The 19417-nt window shown below is 60.8% G+C and carries 16 protein-coding genes; 9 read left to right on the plus strand and 7 right to left on the minus strand.

The window, feature by feature from the left end; genetic code table 11:
* Positions 1 to 500 precede the first annotated feature (500 nt).
* The gene (locus ABH945_RS06265; RefSeq protein ID WP_216350607.1) at positions 501 to 1139 is read left to right on the plus strand and encodes an ATP phosphoribosyltransferase regulatory subunit; all 639 of its coding nucleotides are present in this window, start codon (positions 501 to 503) and stop codon (positions 1137 to 1139) included.
* Positions 1140 to 1240: 101 nt separating this feature from the next.
* Here ABH945_RS06265 and bamA read toward each other — a convergent pair whose 3' ends face one another.
* Positions 1241 to 3550 (minus strand): outer membrane protein assembly factor BamA, encoded by a 2310-nt coding sequence (gene bamA, locus ABH945_RS06270; RefSeq protein ID WP_429250029.1) that lies wholly within the window; start codon positions 3548 to 3550, stop codon positions 1241 to 1243.
* A gap of 345 nt (positions 3551 to 3895) precedes the next feature.
* On the opposite strand from bamA, the gene ABH945_RS06275 reads away from it, so the two are divergent.
* The 3 genes from ABH945_RS06275 (at position 3896) to ABH945_RS06285 (ending at position 6892) form a co-directional block, all read left to right on the plus strand.
* A complete protein-coding gene (locus ABH945_RS06275; RefSeq protein ID WP_171910173.1) occupies positions 3896 to 4072 on the plus strand; it encodes a hypothetical protein in 177 nt (58 codons plus the stop codon).
* Positions 4065 to 4454, plus strand: coding sequence for a hypothetical protein (locus ABH945_RS06280; protein WP_074764056.1), 390 nt, complete (start codon positions 4065 to 4067; stop codon positions 4452 to 4454). The genes ABH945_RS06275 and ABH945_RS06280 overlap by 8 nt, the downstream gene beginning before the upstream one ends.
* 152 nt (positions 4455 to 4606) lie before the next feature.
* Entirely contained in the window at positions 4607 to 6892 is a 2286-nt protein-coding gene (locus ABH945_RS06285) for an LPS-assembly protein LptD (protein ID WP_429250030.1), read from the plus strand.
* A gap of 82 nt (positions 6893 to 6974) precedes the next feature.
* Here ABH945_RS06285 and ABH945_RS06290 read toward each other — a convergent pair whose 3' ends face one another.
* The gene (locus ABH945_RS06290) at positions 6975 to 7571 is read right to left on the minus strand and encodes a hypothetical protein (protein ID WP_429250031.1); all 597 of its coding nucleotides are present in this window, start codon (positions 7569 to 7571) and stop codon (positions 6975 to 6977) included.
* 115 nt (positions 7572 to 7686) lie between these two features.
* On the minus strand, positions 7687 to 8931 hold the full coding sequence (locus ABH945_RS06295) for a tyrosine-type recombinase/integrase (RefSeq protein WP_074764053.1): 1245 nt from the start codon (positions 8929 to 8931) through the stop codon (positions 7687 to 7689).
* 175 nt (positions 8932 to 9106) lie between these two features.
* Here ABH945_RS06295 and ABH945_RS06300 point away from each other — a divergent pair, with 175 nt between their 5' ends.
* Positions 9107 to 10174 (plus strand): DNA-binding protein, encoded by a 1068-nt coding sequence (locus tag ABH945_RS06300; RefSeq protein ID WP_429250032.1) that lies wholly within the window; start codon positions 9107 to 9109, stop codon positions 10172 to 10174.
* A gap of 41 nt (positions 10175 to 10215) precedes the next feature.
* On the opposite strand, the gene ABH945_RS06305 is transcribed toward ABH945_RS06300, so the two are convergent.
* The 4 genes from ABH945_RS06305 to ABH945_RS06320 form a co-directional block, all read right to left on the minus strand.
* A complete protein-coding gene (locus ABH945_RS06305) occupies positions 10216 to 11778 on the minus strand; it encodes a DHA2 family efflux MFS transporter permease subunit (RefSeq protein ID WP_429250033.1) in 1563 nt (520 codons plus the stop codon).
* A gap of 117 nt (positions 11779 to 11895) precedes the next feature.
* Positions 11896 to 13149: an HlyD family efflux transporter periplasmic adaptor subunit gene (locus tag ABH945_RS06310; RefSeq protein WP_429250034.1), complete on the minus strand. Its 1254-nt coding sequence runs from the start codon at positions 13147 to 13149 to the stop codon at positions 11896 to 11898.
* A gap of 42 nt (positions 13150 to 13191) precedes the next feature.
* Complete coding sequence (locus ABH945_RS06315; protein WP_429250035.1) at positions 13192 to 14700, minus strand: efflux transporter outer membrane subunit; 1509 nt, start codon at positions 14698 to 14700, stop codon at positions 13192 to 13194.
* 122 nt (positions 14701 to 14822) lie between these two features.
* The gene (locus tag ABH945_RS06320) at positions 14823 to 15260 is read right to left on the minus strand and encodes a MarR family winged helix-turn-helix transcriptional regulator (RefSeq protein WP_074764048.1); all 438 of its coding nucleotides are present in this window, start codon (positions 15258 to 15260) and stop codon (positions 14823 to 14825) included.
* A 206-nt stretch (positions 15261 to 15466) separates the two neighbouring features.
* On the opposite strand from ABH945_RS06320, the gene ABH945_RS06325 reads away from it, so the two are divergent.
* The 4 genes from ABH945_RS06325 to ABH945_RS06340 all read left to right on the plus strand — a co-directional run bounded on the left by ABH945_RS06325 (position 15467) and on the right by ABH945_RS06340 (position 19417).
* On the plus strand, positions 15467 to 16147 hold the full coding sequence (locus ABH945_RS06325) for an FMN-dependent NADH-azoreductase (RefSeq protein WP_429250036.1): 681 nt from the start codon (positions 15467 to 15469) through the stop codon (positions 16145 to 16147).
* A 4-nt stretch (positions 16148 to 16151) separates the two neighbouring features.
* Entirely contained in the window at positions 16152 to 16592 is a 441-nt protein-coding gene (locus ABH945_RS06330; RefSeq protein ID WP_074764046.1) for a cupin domain-containing protein, read from the plus strand.
* Positions 16593 to 17163: 571 nt separating this feature from the next.
* Positions 17164 to 17760, plus strand: a complete 597-nt coding sequence (locus tag ABH945_RS06335) for a sugar dehydrogenase complex small subunit (protein WP_074764045.1) — start codon at positions 17164 to 17166, stop codon at positions 17758 to 17760.
* A gap of 52 nt (positions 17761 to 17812) precedes the next feature.
* Positions 17813 to 19417, plus strand: coding sequence for a GMC family oxidoreductase (locus tag ABH945_RS06340; RefSeq protein ID WP_074764044.1), 1605 nt, complete (start codon positions 17813 to 17815; stop codon positions 19415 to 19417).

Consider the following 19417-nt stretch of genomic DNA (forward strand, 5'->3'; position numbering starts at 1 on the left):
CAAGCCTGCCGCCGACGCGTGATCCATTCGATGCCGCCATGCGCCGGTAAGGCGCGCAAAACCCGTATTTTGCCTTGTGGCGCGTCCGGGTCGGGCAAAACCGGCCATTCTAGCGGGCAATGCGGCGAGATTGGCGGTTTGTGGGGCGTGATGGCGGCTGACGTGGGGGGCGGGCTTTCGACGGAAGGGGGCTGCGAACCGAAAAACTCAAGCGCCGCAAAAACGGTTGCCCGGAATTATTCCCGCTATCAATGTTGGAACCGTGAAAACAGCAGTTGCCGCATCCGCGCGAACGCCGCTACCATCACTGCTATGGACCCCCGTAACGTACTGCTCTCCAGTTACCACCATCACGGCCGCTCGACATTGCGCCGTGGTTCGTTACGTCCATAGCAAAGAACCGGCTGGCTGTACCGGGCCGATTTCCTGCACAACGACCAAGGCGCCTCCGGCGCCTTTTTTATTTCTATCAGCGAGAGATTGAGCCATGACCATGATTCGTGGAACCCGTTTTATCGTCGGCGAGGAAGCCGCGCGATTCCGTGCACTCGAAAGCCGTTTCCGGAGCTACCTTCATTGAGGTTGGCGCCGACGAGGCCATCGTTCCCGCGCTGTGGGGGCAGGATACGTTTATCGACAAAGCTGGCGGCAGTGAAGTCATCGGCCAGATGTGGGCATTTGAGGACAAGAAAGGCCGGCCGTGCTGCCTGATTCCTGAAGCCACCGCACTGTTCCAGGAGCGCCGCGACGCGCTGCTCGGCAGAAGCGCTGAACGCATGTTCTTCTATATCGCGCGATGTTATCGGTATGAGCGTCCGCAAGCCGGCCGATATCGCGAGTTCGTGCAACTCGGCTTTGAATACCTGTGCGCGAATCCGGGAAAAGCCAGCGTGCGCAGCCAGGCGATCGCGGCTGGCTTCCTCGATTCGCTCGGCGTGCAGTACGTCGCCGACAGCGCGGCGCGACGCGGACTCAGTTATTACCTGGAGGGTAGGGGCTTCGAAATGCGCTGCACCGAACTCGGCGCGCAACAGCAGGTGGTGGGCGGCGGCGCTTATCGCGAAGGCGCGGGTTTTGGCATAGGCGCAGAGCGTTTGCTGCTTGCGATAGAAGCACAAGGGCTTGCTTTGTCGCCGTGACCCTCGCGATGATCTCGCGGTGACGGAGATGGACTGCCCGAGCCTGTTCGCCCAGGCGGTCCGTCTCCGTTCGCGGATACACCCGCCGCGTGCCGCGTCGTTTAGAACGACGTACCGATCTGGAACTGGAAGACCTGATACTTATCCGTCGAGTGCCGGACGATCGGGAAACCGACCGACAGCTTGAGCGGACCGATCGGCGAAATCCATTCGAGACCCGCGCCATAGCTGTAGCGCAAGCCATTCGCGCCGACGCTGTCGCCTTCGTTGCCCCACACGTTACCCGCGTCGACGAAGCTGAATACACGCAGCGTGCGGTCCCATCCGGTGCCCGGCAGCGGCACCGTCATTTCGATATTCGCGACGACCATCCGCGAGCCGCCGATCGGGTCGCCGGTGCTGGCGTCGCGCGGGCCGAGCGAACTCGGCTCATAGCCTCGTACGGAACCGATACCGCCTGCGTAATAGTTCTTGAAGATCGGATAAGCCTTGCCCGCGAAGCCGTTGCCGTAACCGCCCTGCAGATTCAGGCCGAGAATGAAGCCGCGCGCGAACGAGTAGTAATACTGCGCCTGAAGGTCGGCTTTGTAGTACTCGGTGTCGCCTGCGGGCGTGCCGACTTCGCCGTTGGCCTGCAGGAAATAGCCGCGGCTCGGCACGAGGGCGCTGTCGCGATTGTCGCGTGCCCACGCTGCCGTGAGCGGCACGTTATTCACGACATTGCCGAATTCCTTGACGTAGTCGAGATAACTTTGCGGCGTCGTCGAATCCGTCGAGATGCGGTTCTGTTCGAGACCCATGCCGAGATAGACCGTATCGGTTTCGGAAAACGGAATCCCGAACTTAATGTCGCCGCCGATCGTGAGAATGCGGAAGCTCGTATCGGAGTTGTAGTACAGCGGGTACGTGGTGCGGTAATAGGCTTCGGTAATCCGCTTGATCCCGTCGACGGTGAAATACGGATCGGTCTGCGTGACGGTCAACGTGCGGTACGTTTTGGCCGTGTTGACGTTCACGGCGAGACTCGTGCCCGAACCAAACACGTTGTCCTGCGAAATGCCTGCGGACAACACCACCTTGTCGGTCGACGAAAAGCCCGCGCCCAACGTAATGGCGCCGGTCGGTTTTTCGCTGACCTTGACGTCGATGTCCACCTGGTCGGCCGAGCCTTCGACCGGCACCGTGGTCACGTCGACATCGGTGAAATAACCGAGGCGGTTGATCCGGTCCTTCGACAGCGCCAGCCGGTTCGAATCGAACCACGAGCTTTCAAGCTGGCGCATTTCGCGGCGCACGACTTCGTCGCGCGTACGCGTATCACCGACCACGTTGATATGCCGCACATACACGCGACGGCTCGGGTCCACCTGGAGCGTCAGATCCACCGTGTGGTGTTGCTGATCGATCTTCGGCAACGCGTTGACCGTGGCGAATGCATAGCCGTATTCGCCGAGCTTGTCGACGACGGCCTTCGTCGCCGCTTGCAGCTTTTCAGCCGAGAAACGCTCGCCCGCCTTGATCTTCACGAGCTTCGACAACTCCGCTTCGCGAGCGAGCAGATTGCCGGACAGCTTGATCGACGAAATCGTGTACGGCTCGCCTTCATGCAGCGAGACCGTGAGGTACATCTCCTTGCGGTCGGGCGTCAGCGAGACCTGCGTCGAGTCGATATTGAACTCGAGATAGCCTCGATTCAGGTAATACGAGCGGACGTTTTCGAGGTCGCCAGTGAGTTTGTCCTTCGCGTACAGATCGTTTTTCGTGTACCACGAGAACCAGTTCGGCGTGGACAACTGCATCTCATCGCGCAACGTATCGCTACTGAACGCCTGATTGCCGATGAAGTTGATCTGGCGAATCTTTGCATTGGGGCCCTCGGCCACCGAGAACAATATCGCTACGCGATTACGGTCGATCGGCGTGATCGTCGTCGTGACTTCAGCCGCGTAATAGCCACGCGTCAGGTACTGACGCTTCAGTTCCTGCTCGGCCTTATCGACAAGCGCTTTATCGTAGTAAAGCCCTTGCGACAGTCCAACGGATTTCAACGCTTTCGTCAGGTTCTCCTTGTCGAACTCGTGGATACCCGCGAAATCGATCGTGCCGATTGCCGGACGCTCCTGAACATACACGATGACGACGTTGCCCTCGGTCGAAATGCGCACGTCGTTGAAAAATCCCGTTGCGTAGAGCGCGCGGATTGCTTCGGAAGCCTTATCGTCGTCGAAGGTGCCGCCCTGCTTGATCGGCAGATAGGCGAACAGGGTGCCCGGTTCAATGCGCTTCAACCCTTCGATGCGAATGTCCTGTACGACGAATGACTGTGCGGCGTGGGCCGACCCGGTCGCCAGCGAGAGGCCGGCAAGCGAAAGCGCGCCGGCGACCCGGCTCGTTAAAACCTGTAATTTCATCTTGGGTATTCAGTCCTGATGCGGCGCGCGCAGCGCAAACGGGAACGCCAGAGTAAGAGTGACGTCAGCAAAACGATCGTCCCCAAGCTCTGGAAAGCGCGAAGTATAGGGACGGGTGTTCCGTCTCTCGTTACTGAAAACTTTCCGCGCATTAGGGCTGTCAGGGTGCGCAGCGCGCATAAGCGCCTGTGGGCGAGGTTTGCGGCGCCCGCGCCGAAATAAAGCGTTACAGAACCCAGGCAAGCGTAGTACGCGTGTAACCCGGCGCCGCATTTGCGCTGCTATCGTGAATTGTCGATTCGGCGACCTGCTTTACCTGCGTATTGCGTTTTTGGAGAAGTGACCATGATTGAATACCTTTCACCGGCGGTGCTTACGGCAGTCTTGCGCGTCAGCTCAACACCGATTTTTTCCGTGCGACTGGCCATGGCGTCGCTGCTTACACGGCGTGACATATCGAGCCGCCCGTTGCGGGCAGGCATCTTCAACGCGACTGTCGAGGAGGGTAAGCACCATGTCTGAAGTCTCGCCTTTCATGTTGAATTCGATCAGCGACATGCAATTGACCGCTGACGGCCAATATCTGCTGATTCACGGCAATCAACCCACGGCGGCCGTGCATCGCTCGGTGCTCCAGGACCTGCTGGTGGCGCTTCCCAATGCAATCGAACACGCCGACCGCGTGGCTCACAACGATCGGGAAATGGGCTTCGCACTGCACTGCCAGGGCTGGGAGGTCGGTCGTTTGAACGGACAGGAAACCATCGTGATCCGCTTCCGTTTATCCGGCACAGCGGGGCTGTCGTTCTCATTACCGGCAGGACAGATTCCTTATCTATTACAGGCGCTCGGCGGTGCGGCAGGGATAAACGAGTCGCATGCCGAGGGTGTAACCCTCCAGTAATTTCACGCACGCACGGCGTATTTCACGCGTGCATCGCGGGCCTTTCTTCGCATCACTGCGTCCTTCTTTCTTTCCGGTCATTACCTGTTTTGATATTACGCAGTGTATTTCCTCCGTTACGTCGTTTGCGTTTAAGGCCACTCGTTTATTTCATGCTGTGTGCGGCAGGCTGCGCGCCGCTAGCCGGTCATGCGCAACTGGTCGGCGCGGCTGCGGTTGCCGAACCGCTCGACGGTGTGTGGGGCTTCCGGCTTGCGCCTCAATTGAGCGAACAGCCTTTGCGTGCGGGCGACAAACCCGTGACCGCAGCGATCGGCGATTCGATGACCGCCACCACCGGCACCGATGTTTCGCTCAAGGGCCACGCGCAACTACGGCGCTATGCGTCGATCGTGAAAGGCGACGCGCTGCATTACGACATCGACAGCGATAAGGCCGATGCTTATGGTCACGTGCAACTGGTCGATAACGGCAACGTATTCGAAGGACCCGACGCCCATTTCTTCGTGGACGCTAGCGAAGGCACGATCAGCGTGCCCAAGTACCGCTTTCAATTGACCGGAGGGTGGGGCAGTGCGCAAAGCGCGGATCTGATCGACAGCGAACGTACGGTCGTGCATCACGGCACCTATAGCACCTGCCAGTGCGATGCGACACCGGCGTGGTATCTGAAAGCTTCCGAGTTCGATATCGATACCGGTAACGACGAAGGCATTGCGCACGATGGCGTGCTGTTCTTCCAGGGCGTGCCGTTGCTGGCGAGTCCGTGGCTGTCGTTTCCGTTGTCGAATGCACGGCGCAGCGGTCTTCTTCCGCCGACGTTTTCGTTCAGTTCGACCAACGGCGCGGACATCTCGCTGCCGTATTACTTCGACCTCGCGCCGAATTACGATCTGACGCTGACGCCGCGCATCATGTCGCGCAGAGGCGAAATGCTGACGGCGGATTTCCGTTACCTGCAGCCGAACGATTCCGGCACGATCTCGCTCGCCTACTTGCCGCACGATGCAATCACCAACACGGCGCGTTATTCGATTGCGCTGAATCAGACCTGGAATCTCGGTTCGGGTCTGGGCGCGTACGTGAATTACAACCGCGTCTCCGATTCGACGGTCGTGACCGATCTGGCGTCGGGGTTGGCGTTTCCCACCGGCTCGACCACGCTGTATCAGCAGGAAGCGGGGCTCACCTATTCGAACGGACCGTGGACGGTGCTGGCTCGCGAACAACGCTGGCAATCTTTTTCGAGCGACGACACGTATAACCGCGAGCCGCAGCTCAACGTTCGTTATGCCCGCTACGACGTGGGCGGATTCGATTTCGGCGCGGAAACGGATGCCACGCGTTTCACAATTTCAACGTCGGACATGACGCAGGGTAATCGTTTCGTTTTCAACCCTTACGTTAGCTATCCAATCGAGCGCCCTGGCTGGTTTATTACGCCGAAGCTCGCGTGGCATTTCGCGGCTTACGATCTGACGTCGATCGGCACGGACGTGCCCGCCGGAGAGCCGAAAACATTCAGCGTGAACGTGCCGACTTTCACGCTCGACTCAGGCATGCGGTTCGAGCGCAGTGTGCGACTCTTCGGGCAGTCGTATATCCAGACACTCGAGCCACGGCTCTTCTATGTGTACACGCCGTATCGCAATCAGAACTTCGCGCCGCTATTCGATACCGCGACCGCCGACTTCGGTCTGACTGAACTGTTCATGCCGAACAGTTTTGTCGGCAACGACAGAGTGTCCGACGCCAATCGCGTGACGGCCGCGTTGACCACGCGTTTCATCGACGCTGCGACTGGCGACGAGCGAGCCCGCTTTATCCTCGCGCAGCAATACGACTTTCGCACGCCGCAAGTAACGCTCGAACCGGACGATCCGATCAGCACGGTCGCGCGTACCGGCGTGATCGTCGGCGCTTCCTATAAGTTGGGCGGGAATTTCTCCGCAGAACAGGCGGTGGAATACAACCAGGCGGATCATTATCTGTCGCATGCGGAGGCCGGTTTCGGTTGGGCGCCCGCCGCGCAGCATGTGTTGAATGTCGCGTATCGCTATACCCGTGCGAATACCACGCTCGATTATCAGCCGGTCAATCAGTTCATCGTGTCAGGGCAGTGGCCGCTCGCGCATAACGTGGTGAGCGTCGCGCGGGTCAATTACGACATGAGTGCGCATCGGTTGATCGCGGGCTTGCTGGGTTTGCAGTACGACGCCGATTGCTGGTCGCTGGGCGTGGCGTTCGAGAAGTACACGAATGCGACGAGTTCCACGACATCGCCGAGTTCGGGCACGCGTGTGTTGATGCAGCTTCAGTTGAAGGGCTTTTCGCAGGTCGATAACGGCTTGCTCAACCAGTTCCGCGCGAACGTGCCGGGTTATACGCCGACGTCGACGGTGACTGAGCCGACCTCGCGTTTTAGCGACTATCCGTGACGCTAGTGCAAATCAAAAAAGCCGGACCCTGTGGTCCGGCTTTTTTGATTGCCGCGGCTTTCGTCGCTAAGTCGTCAGGTCATTACGACTTCTTGGGCGGCTGCTTCGACGGCTTGGCTGCCGGCGCCGGCCTGGCGGGCGGAGCCGCGTGCGCGACGGGCATCATCTCACCGGGTCTCTGCTGACCGTGTGCGTCCATGGCCGGAGCAGGGCCGCCGTGTGCTTCGGGGCCACTGTGCATTTCGGGACCACCGTGCATCTCCGGGCCGCCATGCGCGCCCGGACCGTCCATATGCGGATGCCCCGCGATCGCATGATCCGGCAAATGTCCGGCATGATTCGCCATCACCCGATGCAATTCTTCCCGGCGACGAAACACGTCCGCACGATGATCGCCGTGCGCGTACAAGTGACGATGCCGCACGCCATCATGTCCGACGACCCAGAAATAGGTGTTGCCGCCTGAAACGAAAACATCGCGCTCGGCGACGTTGGCGATATAGACGTCGGTCGGCATCGGCTGATAGGCCTCTTCGATCACGACACCCGGCTCAGGCTGCATCGGCGCCGCATTGACTCGCGGATCGACAACCAGCAGGCCCTGGCCATTGGTTGCGCATCCCGCCAGAACGCCGGCGCATGCGAGTGAAGCAATTAGCGCTTTTGATCGCGTTTTCAAATGTGTTCCCCGTTTGTCTGGTTATTTTTTGTCGAGCGACTTACTAATAACGGACACGGGTCGCTGTTCTTGATAGACAAACAGCGATTCGGCAAGCGGAAAACATTACGAGGTATTACGCGGACTCGGCGTCGTCTGTCTTGTCGTCACGGGTTTTATCGTTACCGGTCTCGGGCGAGCCCCAGTTCATACGGTGACGTTTGACGGTCTCCGTATGCCGCACATCGTCTTCCGTGTGCAGGTAAAGACTGGTCGTGTTCAGCGACACATGTCCGAGGTTGTCGCGGATGGTACGCAGATCGACGCCGCCGTCCGCCTGATGAGAACCGGCGGTGTGGCGTAGCCAGTGCGCCGATGCCCGTTCGAGTTCGTCGGCACGGTCGGCGAATTCGGAGCCCTTCGTGCGCAACCACAGCGCAGCGCCGCCGAAAATTCCCTTGATTGCGTCGTGAATCGCCGAGCGCGACAGGCAGCGATTTCTGCCCTTGAACGGAATCACGAGCGGCGTTTCTTCGGAGCGCGCGGGCAGGGCGGCGAGACCGTTCGACAAGCGGTAGCTGCGCAATTCCTGGATCAGTTCCACCGACACCGGGACGATCCGTTCCTTGTCGCCCTTGCCCAGCGTTTCCAGCCACCACTGGTCTTTGCCGTCCGTGCCGAGCCGCCTGAAAAAGCTACCCATCTGACCGCCGGCCACTTCCGAAATGCGCATGCCTTGCAGATAGAACAGCGTGGTCAGCCAGCGGCAGCGCGCGTAGTACGCGCGTTGGGCGTCGGTGTCCTGCGGCAGTTGTTCGACGAACAGCTTGACTTCATCCCAGAGCGAAGTCGACAGATAGCGCGTGACGCGCGGTGCCGAGCGTTTGGCCCGTTGCCGTAACAGCGCCATCGGATTGCCACGCAGATAACCGGCGTTGACCAGCCACGTGAACATCGCATTGAGGATGATCAGCGCCTGACGCTGGCTGGCCGGCGACAGCGGCCCGTTGAACGGACGCCAGCGTTCGTCGCTGCGCGGATATTTGCCGCCGTTGGCCGACACCCAGCGGCTGGCCGGCTCGGGATCGGTCAGGAAAATCTTGAACCGCAGCAGATCTTCATGCGTGAGCGACGACAGCGGCTTGCCAAGTTGCACGACCGCCCACAGCAGCAGGCGCTCAGCTTCCTTGCGGTAGTTGTCGAAGGTGGTTTTGGTTTCTGCGTAATTCGACAGCCATGCGCGGACCGCGTCCAGATCGTTGCGGGCCGAGAGTTGCGAATTTTCGATCGCGCCGCGATTGGTGCCGTCGCGGCCGTCGAGACTTTCCGGCACAGCAAGCGATTCGACGGGCTGAACGGTGGCGAGCTGGGCGTTGGACACGGTTTGGAGGCTCCAGAGGGCTTGAAGACGCGGCGAAAACGTCAGATTAGACCATAAAACACAATACACGACATTATAGTACTAATGTCGTGTATCAGAACGCATGGGGTAGTGATTTTTATAAAATACGTTGTATTATCAACATATCAACGTTTTACACCCGGCTACCAAGACCATGACCCTCGAATCCGACATCGAAGCCGTTCGCGAACACGCGTCCGACACGCAGGCGCTATATCGCGAGGTTTGCGCGCTGATGTTCTTCCGGTACGGCGAAACGCCGACGGCCAACCGGCTTTACCAGTTGGTGCGCAAAGGCAGCATGAGCGCGCCGGCCAAGGCGCTGCGCGATTTCTGGGTCGAGGTCCGCGAGAAAACCCGGGTCGATGTCGGACGCCCGGATTTGCCGGCTGAAGTCGCGGCTGCTGCCGGTGAACTGGCGGCCAACCTCTGGCGCTTGTCGAGCGATGCCGCGAACGCCGGTCTGGACGTGTTCCGTCAGGATGTGCAGGCTGAACTCGCCGCCGCCCGTGAACGCCTGCTGGACGCAGAATCGCAACGCGACGAAGCGGCGTCGAAAGCCGAACGCGCGGCGGACAACGCCGTCGCGCTCGGTCAGCAGATTGGCGGACTTGAGGCGCGTCTGGTCGAGCTTCTAACCGCCAACGACATGCTGACGAAGCAACTGGCGTTATCGAAGGAAGAAATCGCGGCGGGAGCTGTCGCGCTAGCCGATGCAAGGCGCGATTTCGCCGACGAACTGACGAAACTTCGGCAATCGCACGAGCAGAACGAGCAGCGGCTCGCGGCGGCTGAAAAGCGGGCGTTGCTCGAAATCGAAAGCGAACGGGCGGCGGCGTCCCGGATGCGCAAGGAGTTGCAGGCAGCCAATGAGCGCACCGCGTTGCTGGAGGCCGAGCACCGTTCCGAACGCGATGCTTTGCGGGACGCACTTGCCACCACGAAGGCCGAACTGGCGGCGTCGGCGGCACGGTGTCTGGCGAGCGACGCGCAAATCGTCGAGAAAGATGCGTTGCTTGCCGAGCGGCTGAGCGCGAGTGATCTGCTTCGTCAGCGGGTCGAAACCATGTCGCAGCAACTCGAAGCGGCGCGGGCCGAAGCGGCACACGTCCGCCCTCACCTTGTGCGCCGCTCCCGCGTCAGAGGCGATGCGCAAAGCCGCGCGTCGATTGATTTTTCAGGCGGACCGTTTGTGAAGCGCCCGGCCAGTCAGAAGCCGTGACGCGCAAACCGTGACCGGCGTCCGCGTTTGCAGCTACAAGCTCAATGACCACCCGCGCCCGCTGCAGCAGACGAGGCCGACTGATCCGGCTTCGTCACCCAGATCAGCGGAATGATCAGCACGAAGATCACCGCCGACAGCCAGAAAATATCGTTCAGGCCGAGCATGGCCGCCTGAGCGTTCATCGATTGCTCGAAGTACGCCATGGCCTGAGACGCGCTGCCGCCCAGCGAGTGTTGCAGCGAATCCAGCGCGGCTACGAACGTGGGATTGTTGACGCTCGTCTGCTCGGCCAGTTGCGCGTGATGCAGGATGGTCCGGTCGTTCCATCCCGTTGCTGCCAGCGAGGTCCCCACCGCGCCCGCAAACACGCGGGCGAAATTCGACAGCCCCGCCGCAGCCGGAATTCTCGCCGCAGGCAAACCCGACAGAATGATCGCGGTCAGCGGCACGAAGAACAGCGCAGTCGGAACGCCCTGCAGCAACGTCGGCAGAACGAGCGTCCACGTATCCACGCCCGTGGTGTAGTGCGAACGCATGAAGAACACGCCCGCGAAACCGAGAAACGCCAGCGTCGCCAATACCCGCGCGTCCGATTTCGGCATGATCTTCGCCATGACCGGCGCGAGAATCACCGCGAAGATACCGAGCGGCGCCGTGGCAAGACCTGCATCGACCGAACGGTAATTCAGATAGCCCTGCATCCATTGCGGCAACAGCACGAGGTTCGAGAAAAACACCGCATAGGCGACCGAAATCGCAATCGTGCCGCCAAGGAAATTCCGTTTGCCAAACAGTTTCAGATCGACGATCGGGTTCTTTTCTGTCAACTCCCAGATGACGAAAAACACGAAGCTGATCGCGGCGAACACGGTCAATCCGACGATGACCGGCGAGTTGAACCAGTCCAGATCCTTGCCCTTGTCGAGCATGATCTGCAGCGAGCCAACCCACGCGATCAGCGAGATCAGCCCGATTTTGTCGATCGGCAAGCGCTTGGTCGGCGTTTCGCGGGTACGGTAGATCGCCCACGTCACGCTCGCGGCAAACAGGCCGACCGGAATGTTGATGTAGAAAATCCACGACCACGAATAGCTGTCGGTGATCCAGCCGCCGAGCGCCGGGCCGGCAATCGGGCCGACGGTGGCGGTCATCGCCCATAACGCCAGCGCATGCGAGCTTTTTTCCTTCGGATACGAGCCCAGCAGAATAGCCTGCGACAGCGGAATCAACGGGCCCGCGACCGCGCCTTGCAGAATGCGCGCACCGAGCAGTATCGGCAGCGTCGGCGCGATCCCGCACAGCCACGATGACAGCACGAAGAGCAGGATGGCCCAGACGAACAGCTTGATCTGTCCGACACGTTGCGTGAGCCAGCCGGTCAACGGAATCGAGATTGCATTGGCGGCGGCGAACAGCGTAATCACCCACGTGCCCTCGTCCACCGAGACGCCCAGGTTGCCGGCAATCGTCGGAATCGCCACGTTCGCGATCGACGAGTCCAGCACGTTCATAAACGTAGCCAGCGCCACGGCGACGGTTGCCAGCACGAGCTTGCCGCCGGTTAAAGGCGGCAGCGTGGCTGCGTTGCCCGATCCATTCATTTCGTCACCTGTCGACAAAGGAAAAAATATCTGACTTATCAGTTAAATGGGCAAAAAATATGACCCGTGTTGCTGAGATTTTTGCTTGCTGCAAGAGCTAATCTGCATCTGCGTTTATCAGCCCGCTTTACGTAGCGAATTTTTCGCGGGCGATCCAGCCACCGTTGCACGCGTCGCCGGCATGTTCTGAGCGATGATGCGCGCGATCTCCGCATCGGCTTCATCGCCGTATTGCGCGAAAACGTCGGTGCGATACGACGTATTGACCGCCGCGCCGAGTTGCGCGCCCGACTCTTCGTGCGTGTCGACATCGACCTGCATCGACAGGCCAATCCGCAATGGATGCGCGTCCAGTTCGCGTTGATCGAGTGCGATCCTGGCGGGCAACCGCTGCACGACCTTGATCCAGTTGCCCGTTGCATTCTGTGCGGGCAGCACGGCGAATGCAGAGCCCGTTCCCGCTGAAAAGCCCACTACCCGGCCGTGATACTTGACGCCCGAGCCGTACACGTCGGCTGAGAGCGTGACCGGCTGGCCGATGCGCATGTGGGTCAACTGGCCTTCCTTGAAATTCGCGTCGACCCACACGCCGTCGAGCGGCACGATTGCCATCAGCGGCGTGCCCGGCGCGACGCGTTGACCGACCTGCACCGAGCGCCGCGCGACATAGCCGGTCACAGGCGCGGGCAACGTGTTGCGTGCGTAATTCAGGTAGGCGTCACGCACTTTCGATGCGGCGGCCTGCACGTTCGGATGCTGTTCGATCGACGTGCGGTCGGTCAGCGCGTGATTGGCTTCGGCCTGCTGGCGGGCGGCGTCGAATGCGGCTTGCGCGGCGCTGACCGCATCGCGGGCATGCGCGATATCTTCACCGGACACGGCACCCGTGTCGGCCACCGCCTGACGGCGTTTTAGGTCGTCGTTCGCGCGGGCGAGATCGGATTGACGCTGGGCGACCGTCGCCGCGTAGAAGTCGTTGTTCACGTAGAGGCCGCTGACCTGGCGCACCGTCTGGCCGAGCGTCGCCTCTGCGTTCGACAGCGCGATTTTCGCGTCCGCGTTATCGAGCGTGACGAGCGGTGCGCCCTGTTTGACGATCTGCGTGTCGTCGGCATTCACCGCGATCACGGTGCCGGTGACTTGCGGCGTCAATTGAACGAGGTTGCCGCTGACGTACGCGTCGTCGGTGGACTGGTGATAGCCGCCCACCGTGAAGTAGTACGCGCCGTAACCCGCGCCCGCCACCACCACGCTCGCGGCGAGCAGGCTAAGCAGCACTTTGCGTTTCATGGACGGCTGCGCCTGACTGGCCGCATCCTGGGTGTGATCCGCGGGCTCCTTCGTGCGGACCGTGTCGATCGTATCGCTCATTTTCTGGCTCCTGACTGACTGTGTGGATGTCGCGGGCGCGTCTCAGCGCGCGGCGACGACGGGTTGATCGGATTGGGCGGATTGCGCGGATTTCGCCACGGCGTCGTCGCCATCGACATAACCGCCGCCGAGCGCCGCCGCCAGCGCAATCTGCTGATCGCGCCGGTTCATTCTGAGATTCGCGACCTGCTGATCGGCGGCGAGCGCGGTCGTGTCGGCGTTCAGCACGGTCAACTGATTCGTGAGACCGGCCTTGTATTGCGTCAGCGCCAACTGGTCGGCGCTGCTGGCAGCGTCCTGGGCGGCCTGCGCGTCGGCGAGTTGCTGGTCGGTCGAGCGGATCTGCGCGAGTTGCGTCGCAACCTCTGACAGCGCGGTGACGAGCGTCTGGTTGTAGCTGGCGACGGCGTAATCGAAATCGGCATAACGGCCCTTCAACTGCGCACGCAACTGGCCGCCGTCGAAAATCGGCAGATGGATCGCCGGACCCGCTGACGCCGTCCGGCTCGCCGCGGTCAAAAAGCGGCCAAAGCCGAACGCGTCGAGCCCGATCGCCGCGCTCAGGTTGATGTCGGGATAGAACTCGGCCTTCGCCTCTTTCACGTCGTGGGTCAACGCGTCGACTCGCCATTTCGCGGCGACCAGGTCGGGACGGCGGCTCACGAGATCGGCGGGCAGGTTGTCTGGCAGATGCACTTCATCGCCGACACCCAGCGCAGGCCGCGCAATCGCGAGACCACGATCCGGCCCGGCGCCGAGCAACGCGGCCAGTTGATAGCGTGTGGTGAGAATGCTGCCGTCAATTGCCGCCAGCGTCGCGCGGCTGGTCGCGAGATTGGCCTGCGCGGTCTTGCGCTCGACCTGCGTGTCCAGCCCGTTGGCAATGCGCTGCGCGGTGATGCGGTCGATCTGTTCGCGCTGTGTGATTTCCTGCTGGGCGATGTCGCGCAACGCATAGAGCCGTGCAAGCTGGTTGTACGCCCGCGCCGTGGCCGACGTGAGAGACAGCTTGACCACTTCGGCGTCGGCCTGACTCGCCTGCAATTGCGACAACGACGCCTTCAGCGCCTCGCGGTTCTTGCCCCACAGGTCGAGATCGTACGAAGCGGAAAGCAGGCCTTTGTTCTCCGATTGCCATGAGCCGGCATACGGCGGCGGCACGAGCGCAGTGCTCGAATACTGTTGTCGCGTGAACGAATAGGTCGCGCCGACCTGCGGCATCGTGCTGGCTTTGGCCGTGTCGCTATAGGCGGCAGCGGCGGCGACTCGCGCCCTTGCCTGTTCGATCGACGGGTTGCCTTTCAGCGCTTCCGCGAGCAGATCTTTCAGTTGAGCGTCGCCGAACTGGTCGGCCCAATCGGCAGCCGGCCAATGCCCGTTGTCTTGCGGAAGACTTTGCTGAGTCGCGTAGGTCTGCGGCTGCGCCATCTGTTTATCGCTGGAAATGCCGGCGTAATTCGCACAGGCCGACAGCACCGCCGCGAAGATCACCGTCACGCCGGCCTTCGCGACGCGCGGCCCGGCTGCCTGCCTGATTAACTGTGATTTCATTTTCTGACCTGTCAGATATTTGGGTGTTAAAAACGCTGTGGATAGTCACAGCGGGTTGCCTTGCCTCGCGTTCCCGCGTCGGGCCTGATCGTGTTGCCTTGCGGTGCTTCCTGGCGCGTCGTCTAGTCGGCGAGAAACTTGTTGAGCAGGCGGCGCAATTCCTCGAATTCGGTTTTGCTGAACTTCCTCAGGCGCCGGTTCAGGACCCCCGGCGCGATTTCCGGTACTTGCGCGGCGACGGCGGCCCCCTCTTTCGTCAGCGTCAGGTTGACGACGCGGCGGTCTTCGACGCTGCGCGAGCGTTCCAGCAAGCCCTTCGTTTCGAGCTTGTCGAGCATGCGCGTCATCAGGCCGGTGTCGATGCCCAGCAGCCGGGACAACTCAAACGGCGTGGTCGCGAGTTCACGGGCCAGGGACAACAGAATGCCCATCTGCTGACTGGTGATGTCGAGTTCCTTGAGCGCCGCATCCATCTCGGTGATCAACACGTTCCGTGCCTTGGTGATCGAGAACCCCACGCTCTGCGTCAGGCTGAAATTTTCCGGCGAGTAGTGGTTCATCGAGGCCTCCAGGTTGATGGGCCGAACTTTATCTGCAAAGTCAGATATTGTCAAAATCGATTGCCGCACTTCTGTGTTTCATTTGCGGCACTCGTTCGGGCTCTCCCAAGTGGTCACCTGAAATTAACCGAAACCGGTCATTTAACAAAGCCACTCAAGCGACTAATCTGCGGTCAGGTCAAATCACTATCGGAAGGACGGAAATCATGAAGATCATGCACGTCGATGCCAGCGCGAAGCGCGAGCGGTCCAACTCCCGCGCATTGAGCCGTTATTTTCTGGAGCGTCTGCGCGACCAGCACGTCGATCTGGAAATCGATTATCTGGATGTGACGGTCGATACCCCGCCGCACGTCACCGAAGCGTTCGCGATTGCCACCTACACGCCCGCCGACCAGCGCACGGACGCGATGAAGGCGACGCTGGCGTCGTCGGATGCATTGTGCGCGCGCCTGCTCGCCGCCGACGCGTTCGTGTTCGCGATGCCGATGTACAACTGGTCGATGCCGTCGGCGTTCAAGGCTTTCATCGACAGCGTGACGCGTACCAACCTCACCTACGTTTTCGCGGAAGACGGCAGCACGGTCGGCCAGCTCGGCCGTCAGAAAGTGCTGTTCATCACGAGCCGCGGCGCGGATCTGCGTCCGGGCACCCAATATTCGTCGATGGACGCACTCACGCCTGCATTGAAAGCGGCGTTCGGTTTCCTCGGCGTCGCCGATCCGGCTTTCGTCGACGCGCAGCCGCTGCAGTTTGCGAACCCGGAAGCGCGTACCGAGGCGCTGGAGCGGGCACGCGGCGAACTGGACACGGTGGCGGAGGATTGGGCTCAATCGGTCAGGAGCACCGAAGCGAACAACGAAGCCATGACGGCTTGTCAGGAGTAACGCGATGAACATGCGCACATTTATCGCAGCGGTTACGTTGACGAGTTTGTCTCTCGCCGGTGCAGCGCCCGCTGCGTTCGCGGACGAGCCGGCCAGCGCGGCGGTTGCTCGCGAAACGATCACCCCTGCGTTCGCCGAAGCCATCGCGAACGTGCCGGGCAAGACCATGACCGCGCTGGTCGTCGACTACGCGCCGGGCGGCAAATCGCCGTCGCATCGTCACGGACAGGCTTTCGTGGTGGGCTATGTGTTGTCGGGCGCGATCCGCAGCCAGGTCAACAATGGCGAAGAGCGCGTCTATCACGCGGGCGAATATTGGACCGAGAAGCCGGGCGTTCATCACACGGTTAGTGAAAATGCGAGCGCGACCGAACCCGCAAAATTGCTCGCCATTTTCGTGGCCGACACGAAAGATAAAAACCTCGTCACGTTCGATAAAAAATAACCGTATTTGAAGTCGCAATGACTTCAGTTTCAAACGCGGATTAATGTCGGGGCGCACTACGCGTCCCGATTTTTCTTTGGCTGCTTGCCCCGCATCCCCCTCGCCCACGCATTCGCACGGGCCTTCACGTCACTCTAACAAGTCGAATCTGTTGTTTTTATTCTTGCGTCGAAAGTTGCCATAGCGCCCGTTTTTTTCCTAGACTGGATTTTCCAGCTATTGCGCGCCAAGGGCTCCTCCATATAGCGTGAGTACGCAAGCCGTCAATCGTTTAGATACACCGCTGTATTTTTACGGAGATAGCAATAATAATTTCCCGATTTGCCAGATGCATCAATTTTTCGCTTGAAGTAGAATGCCGCCGGTCTTCCGTGTACTAACCAGTTAAACCACCGTGACGACCGCGATCCGGGTAGGCATCTGATAAGAACATTCAGGTGAATGCGTTGCTAGTCGGGCTGTCCATTGCTGACCGATGGCCTGAATTGCGGCGTCGTCCGGCCAGGTGTCGAGCATCGTCGATGCATCGCACCAGTGCTACGGACACCACCTTCCTCACGAGAAAAACGAAATGCCAAAGAATGAGTCCTCGGGCAAATCGCAGTCGCCTTCGCTTTCGTCCTCATTGTCGTTTACGCCTTCGCGTCGACAGTTCATTTTCGGCTCCGCGATCGTCGCCGCAGCAGGCCTCGTCGGCCTCGCGCGACATACCGGCTTGCCGGGTCTCGGCAGCGCCCTTGCGCAAAATGCCCCCGCCGGCGCTAGCGATGCCGACTTCGCGGCGTTCATGCGTCTGTCGCAATACCTGACCGGCAAGACTTCGCTCGACGTCGAAATCGGTCATGCGATTTTCGCGGGCCTCGTCGACGGCGATCCGCATTTCACGCAGCAGGTTACGCAGTTGAACGACTTCGTCGCCAGTTCGAAGACGCCTGCGAACGGCCTGCAACAGGTGCTCGACAGCAGCCAGCCCACGCTCGCGAGCGTGCCGAAACGCGTCATGCCCGCGTGGTACCTCGGCGTGGTCGGCACCGGCGCGAAGGCGCGCACGGTCGCGTACGAGCAGGCGCTGATGTATCCGCCGATCGCCGACGTCATCGTCATGCCGAGCTTTGCGCGCGGCGTGCCGGGCTACTGGGCGCAACCGCCGCGCCTGTCGCAGTCGTGATCGCGTCATCGTGATCACGCAACCCCGATCCCCCCTTCCAGTCTGAACCGCCATGCCATCGAATAACTCTGCCGACGTCGTGATCGTCGGCGCCGGGATCGCCGCCGGGCAGATCGCGCAGAAACTCGCCAAAGCCGGCATCGACGTGCTGATGCTCGAAGCCGGTCCGCGCATCGAGCGCTGGCGCGTCGTCGAGAACTATCGCAACAGTCCGTTCAAGTCCGACTTCCAGTCGCCGTATCCGCCGACTGAACACGCGCCGCATCCGCAGTACTCGCCGAATAACGACTACCTGATCCAGCGTGGGCCGGAGCCGTACAAGGCCGGTTATCTGCGGATGGTGGGCGGCACGACGTGGCACTGGTCCGCGCAATCGTGGCGCCTGCTGCCGAACGACATGAAGCTGAAGACCCTGTACGGCGTGGGCCGCGACTGGCCGATCAGCTATGACGACATCGAGCCGTATTACTACGAGGCCGAAGTCGAAATGGGCGTGGGCGGTCCCGATGAAGGTCTCGGTTCGCCGCGCTCGAAGCCCTACCCTCACCCTGCGCTGCCGCTGTCGGATTTCGACCGCCGCTTCAAGGAAGTGGTCGAGAAGGCGGGCTATGCGCACGTGACCGAACCGGCCGCGCGCAACACCGCGCCGTTCGACGGCCGCCCCGCGTGCTGCGGCAACAGCAACTGCATGCCGATCTGCCCGATCGAGGCACAGTACACCGGCGAAACCGCGATCCGCAAAGCCGAAGCCGCGAAGGCTCGCCTGCTGGCGAACGCGGTGGTTTATCGCATCGAACACGACGCGAACGCGCAGATCGTCGCGGTGCATTACAAGGACCCGGACGGCACGACGCATCGCGTGACGGGCAAGATTTTCGTGCTCGCGGCGAACGCGATCGAAACGCCGAAGCTGATGCTGATCTCGAAGAGCGACAAGTTCGCCAACGGTATCGGCAACAGCTCGGACCAGGTGGGCCGCAATCTGATGGATCACCCCGGCACGTCGGTCACGTTCCTCTCGGCTGAGCCGATGTGGCCCGGCCGTGGCCCGATGCGTCTGTCGTGCATCAACAATCTGCGCGACGGTCCGACGCGTTCCGAATACTCGTCGATGAAAATCAACGTCGGCAATTATTCGCCGATGCGCGCAGTCACCGATTACCTGATCGGCAAAGGCGTGTACGGTGCGGAACTCGACGAAAAGATTCGCGAATACTGCTCGCGCTGGGTTGTCGTGAACAGCTTCTTCGACATCCTGCCGGACCCGGAAAACCGCATCACCGCGAGTACCGAGTTCAAGGACAAGATGGGCATTCCCCGCCCGGAAGTGCATTACCACATCGACGACTACATCAACCGTGCAGCCAAGGTTGCGCGCGGACACTACGCGAATATCGCGAGCCTGTTCGGCGGCACCGAAGTGCGTTTCGACGATACGTACTTCAACAACAACCACATCATGGGCACGCTGATCATGGGCAACGATCCGCGCGACTCGGTGGTCGACAAGGATCTGCGTTCGCACGATCACCACAACCTCTTCATCGCGTCGAGCGGCACGATGGCGAGCGCGGGCACGGTCAATTGCACGTTGACGCTGGCCGCGTTGTCGATGCGTCTGGCCGACAAGTTGATCGATGAAATGAAGCATGCGTGA

This window comes from Paraburkholderia sp. GAS333, assembly GCF_050435665.1.
Classification (GTDB): Bacteria; Pseudomonadota; Gammaproteobacteria; order Burkholderiales; family Burkholderiaceae; genus Paraburkholderia; species Paraburkholderia fungorum_A.

What these genes read in the sequence shown, in the direction of transcription:
- bamA (WP_429250029.1), bottom strand. Translation starts at nt 3,550, where the DNA reads ATGAAATTACAGGTTTTAACGAGCCGGGTCGCCGGCGCGCTTTCGCTT.
- ABH945_RS06275 (WP_171910173.1), top strand. Translation starts at nt 3,896, where the DNA reads ATGATTGAATACCTTTCACCGGCGGTGCTTACGGCAGTCTTGCGCGTC.
- ABH945_RS06280 (WP_074764056.1), top strand. Translation starts at nt 4,065, where the DNA reads ATGTCTGAAGTCTCGCCTTTCATGTTGAATTCGATCAGCGACATGCAA.
- ABH945_RS06285 (WP_429250030.1), top strand. Translation starts at nt 4,607, where the DNA reads ATGCTGTGTGCGGCAGGCTGCGCGCCGCTAGCCGGTCATGCGCAACTG.
- ABH945_RS06300 (WP_429250032.1), top strand. Translation starts at nt 9,107, where the DNA reads ATGACCCTCGAATCCGACATCGAAGCCGTTCGCGAACACGCGTCCGAC.
- ABH945_RS06305 (WP_429250033.1), bottom strand. Translation starts at nt 11,778, where the DNA reads ATGAATGGATCGGGCAACGCAGCCACGCTGCCGCCTTTAACCGGCGGC.
- ABH945_RS06310 (WP_429250034.1), bottom strand. Translation starts at nt 13,149, where the DNA reads ATGAGCGATACGATCGACACGGTCCGCACGAAGGAGCCCGCGGATCAC.
- ABH945_RS06315 (WP_429250035.1), bottom strand. Translation starts at nt 14,700, where the DNA reads ATGAAATCACAGTTAATCAGGCAGGCAGCCGGGCCGCGCGTCGCGAAG.
- ABH945_RS06320 (WP_074764048.1), bottom strand. Translation starts at nt 15,260, where the DNA reads ATGAACCACTACTCGCCGGAAAATTTCAGCCTGACGCAGAGCGTGGGG.
- ABH945_RS06325 (WP_429250036.1), top strand. Translation starts at nt 15,467, where the DNA reads ATGAAGATCATGCACGTCGATGCCAGCGCGAAGCGCGAGCGGTCCAAC.
- ABH945_RS06330 (WP_074764046.1), top strand. Translation starts at nt 16,152, where the DNA reads ATGAACATGCGCACATTTATCGCAGCGGTTACGTTGACGAGTTTGTCT.
- ABH945_RS06335 (WP_074764045.1), top strand. Translation starts at nt 17,164, where the DNA reads ATGCCAAAGAATGAGTCCTCGGGCAAATCGCAGTCGCCTTCGCTTTCG.
- ABH945_RS06340 (WP_074764044.1), top strand. Translation starts at nt 17,813, where the DNA reads ATGCCATCGAATAACTCTGCCGACGTCGTGATCGTCGGCGCCGGGATC.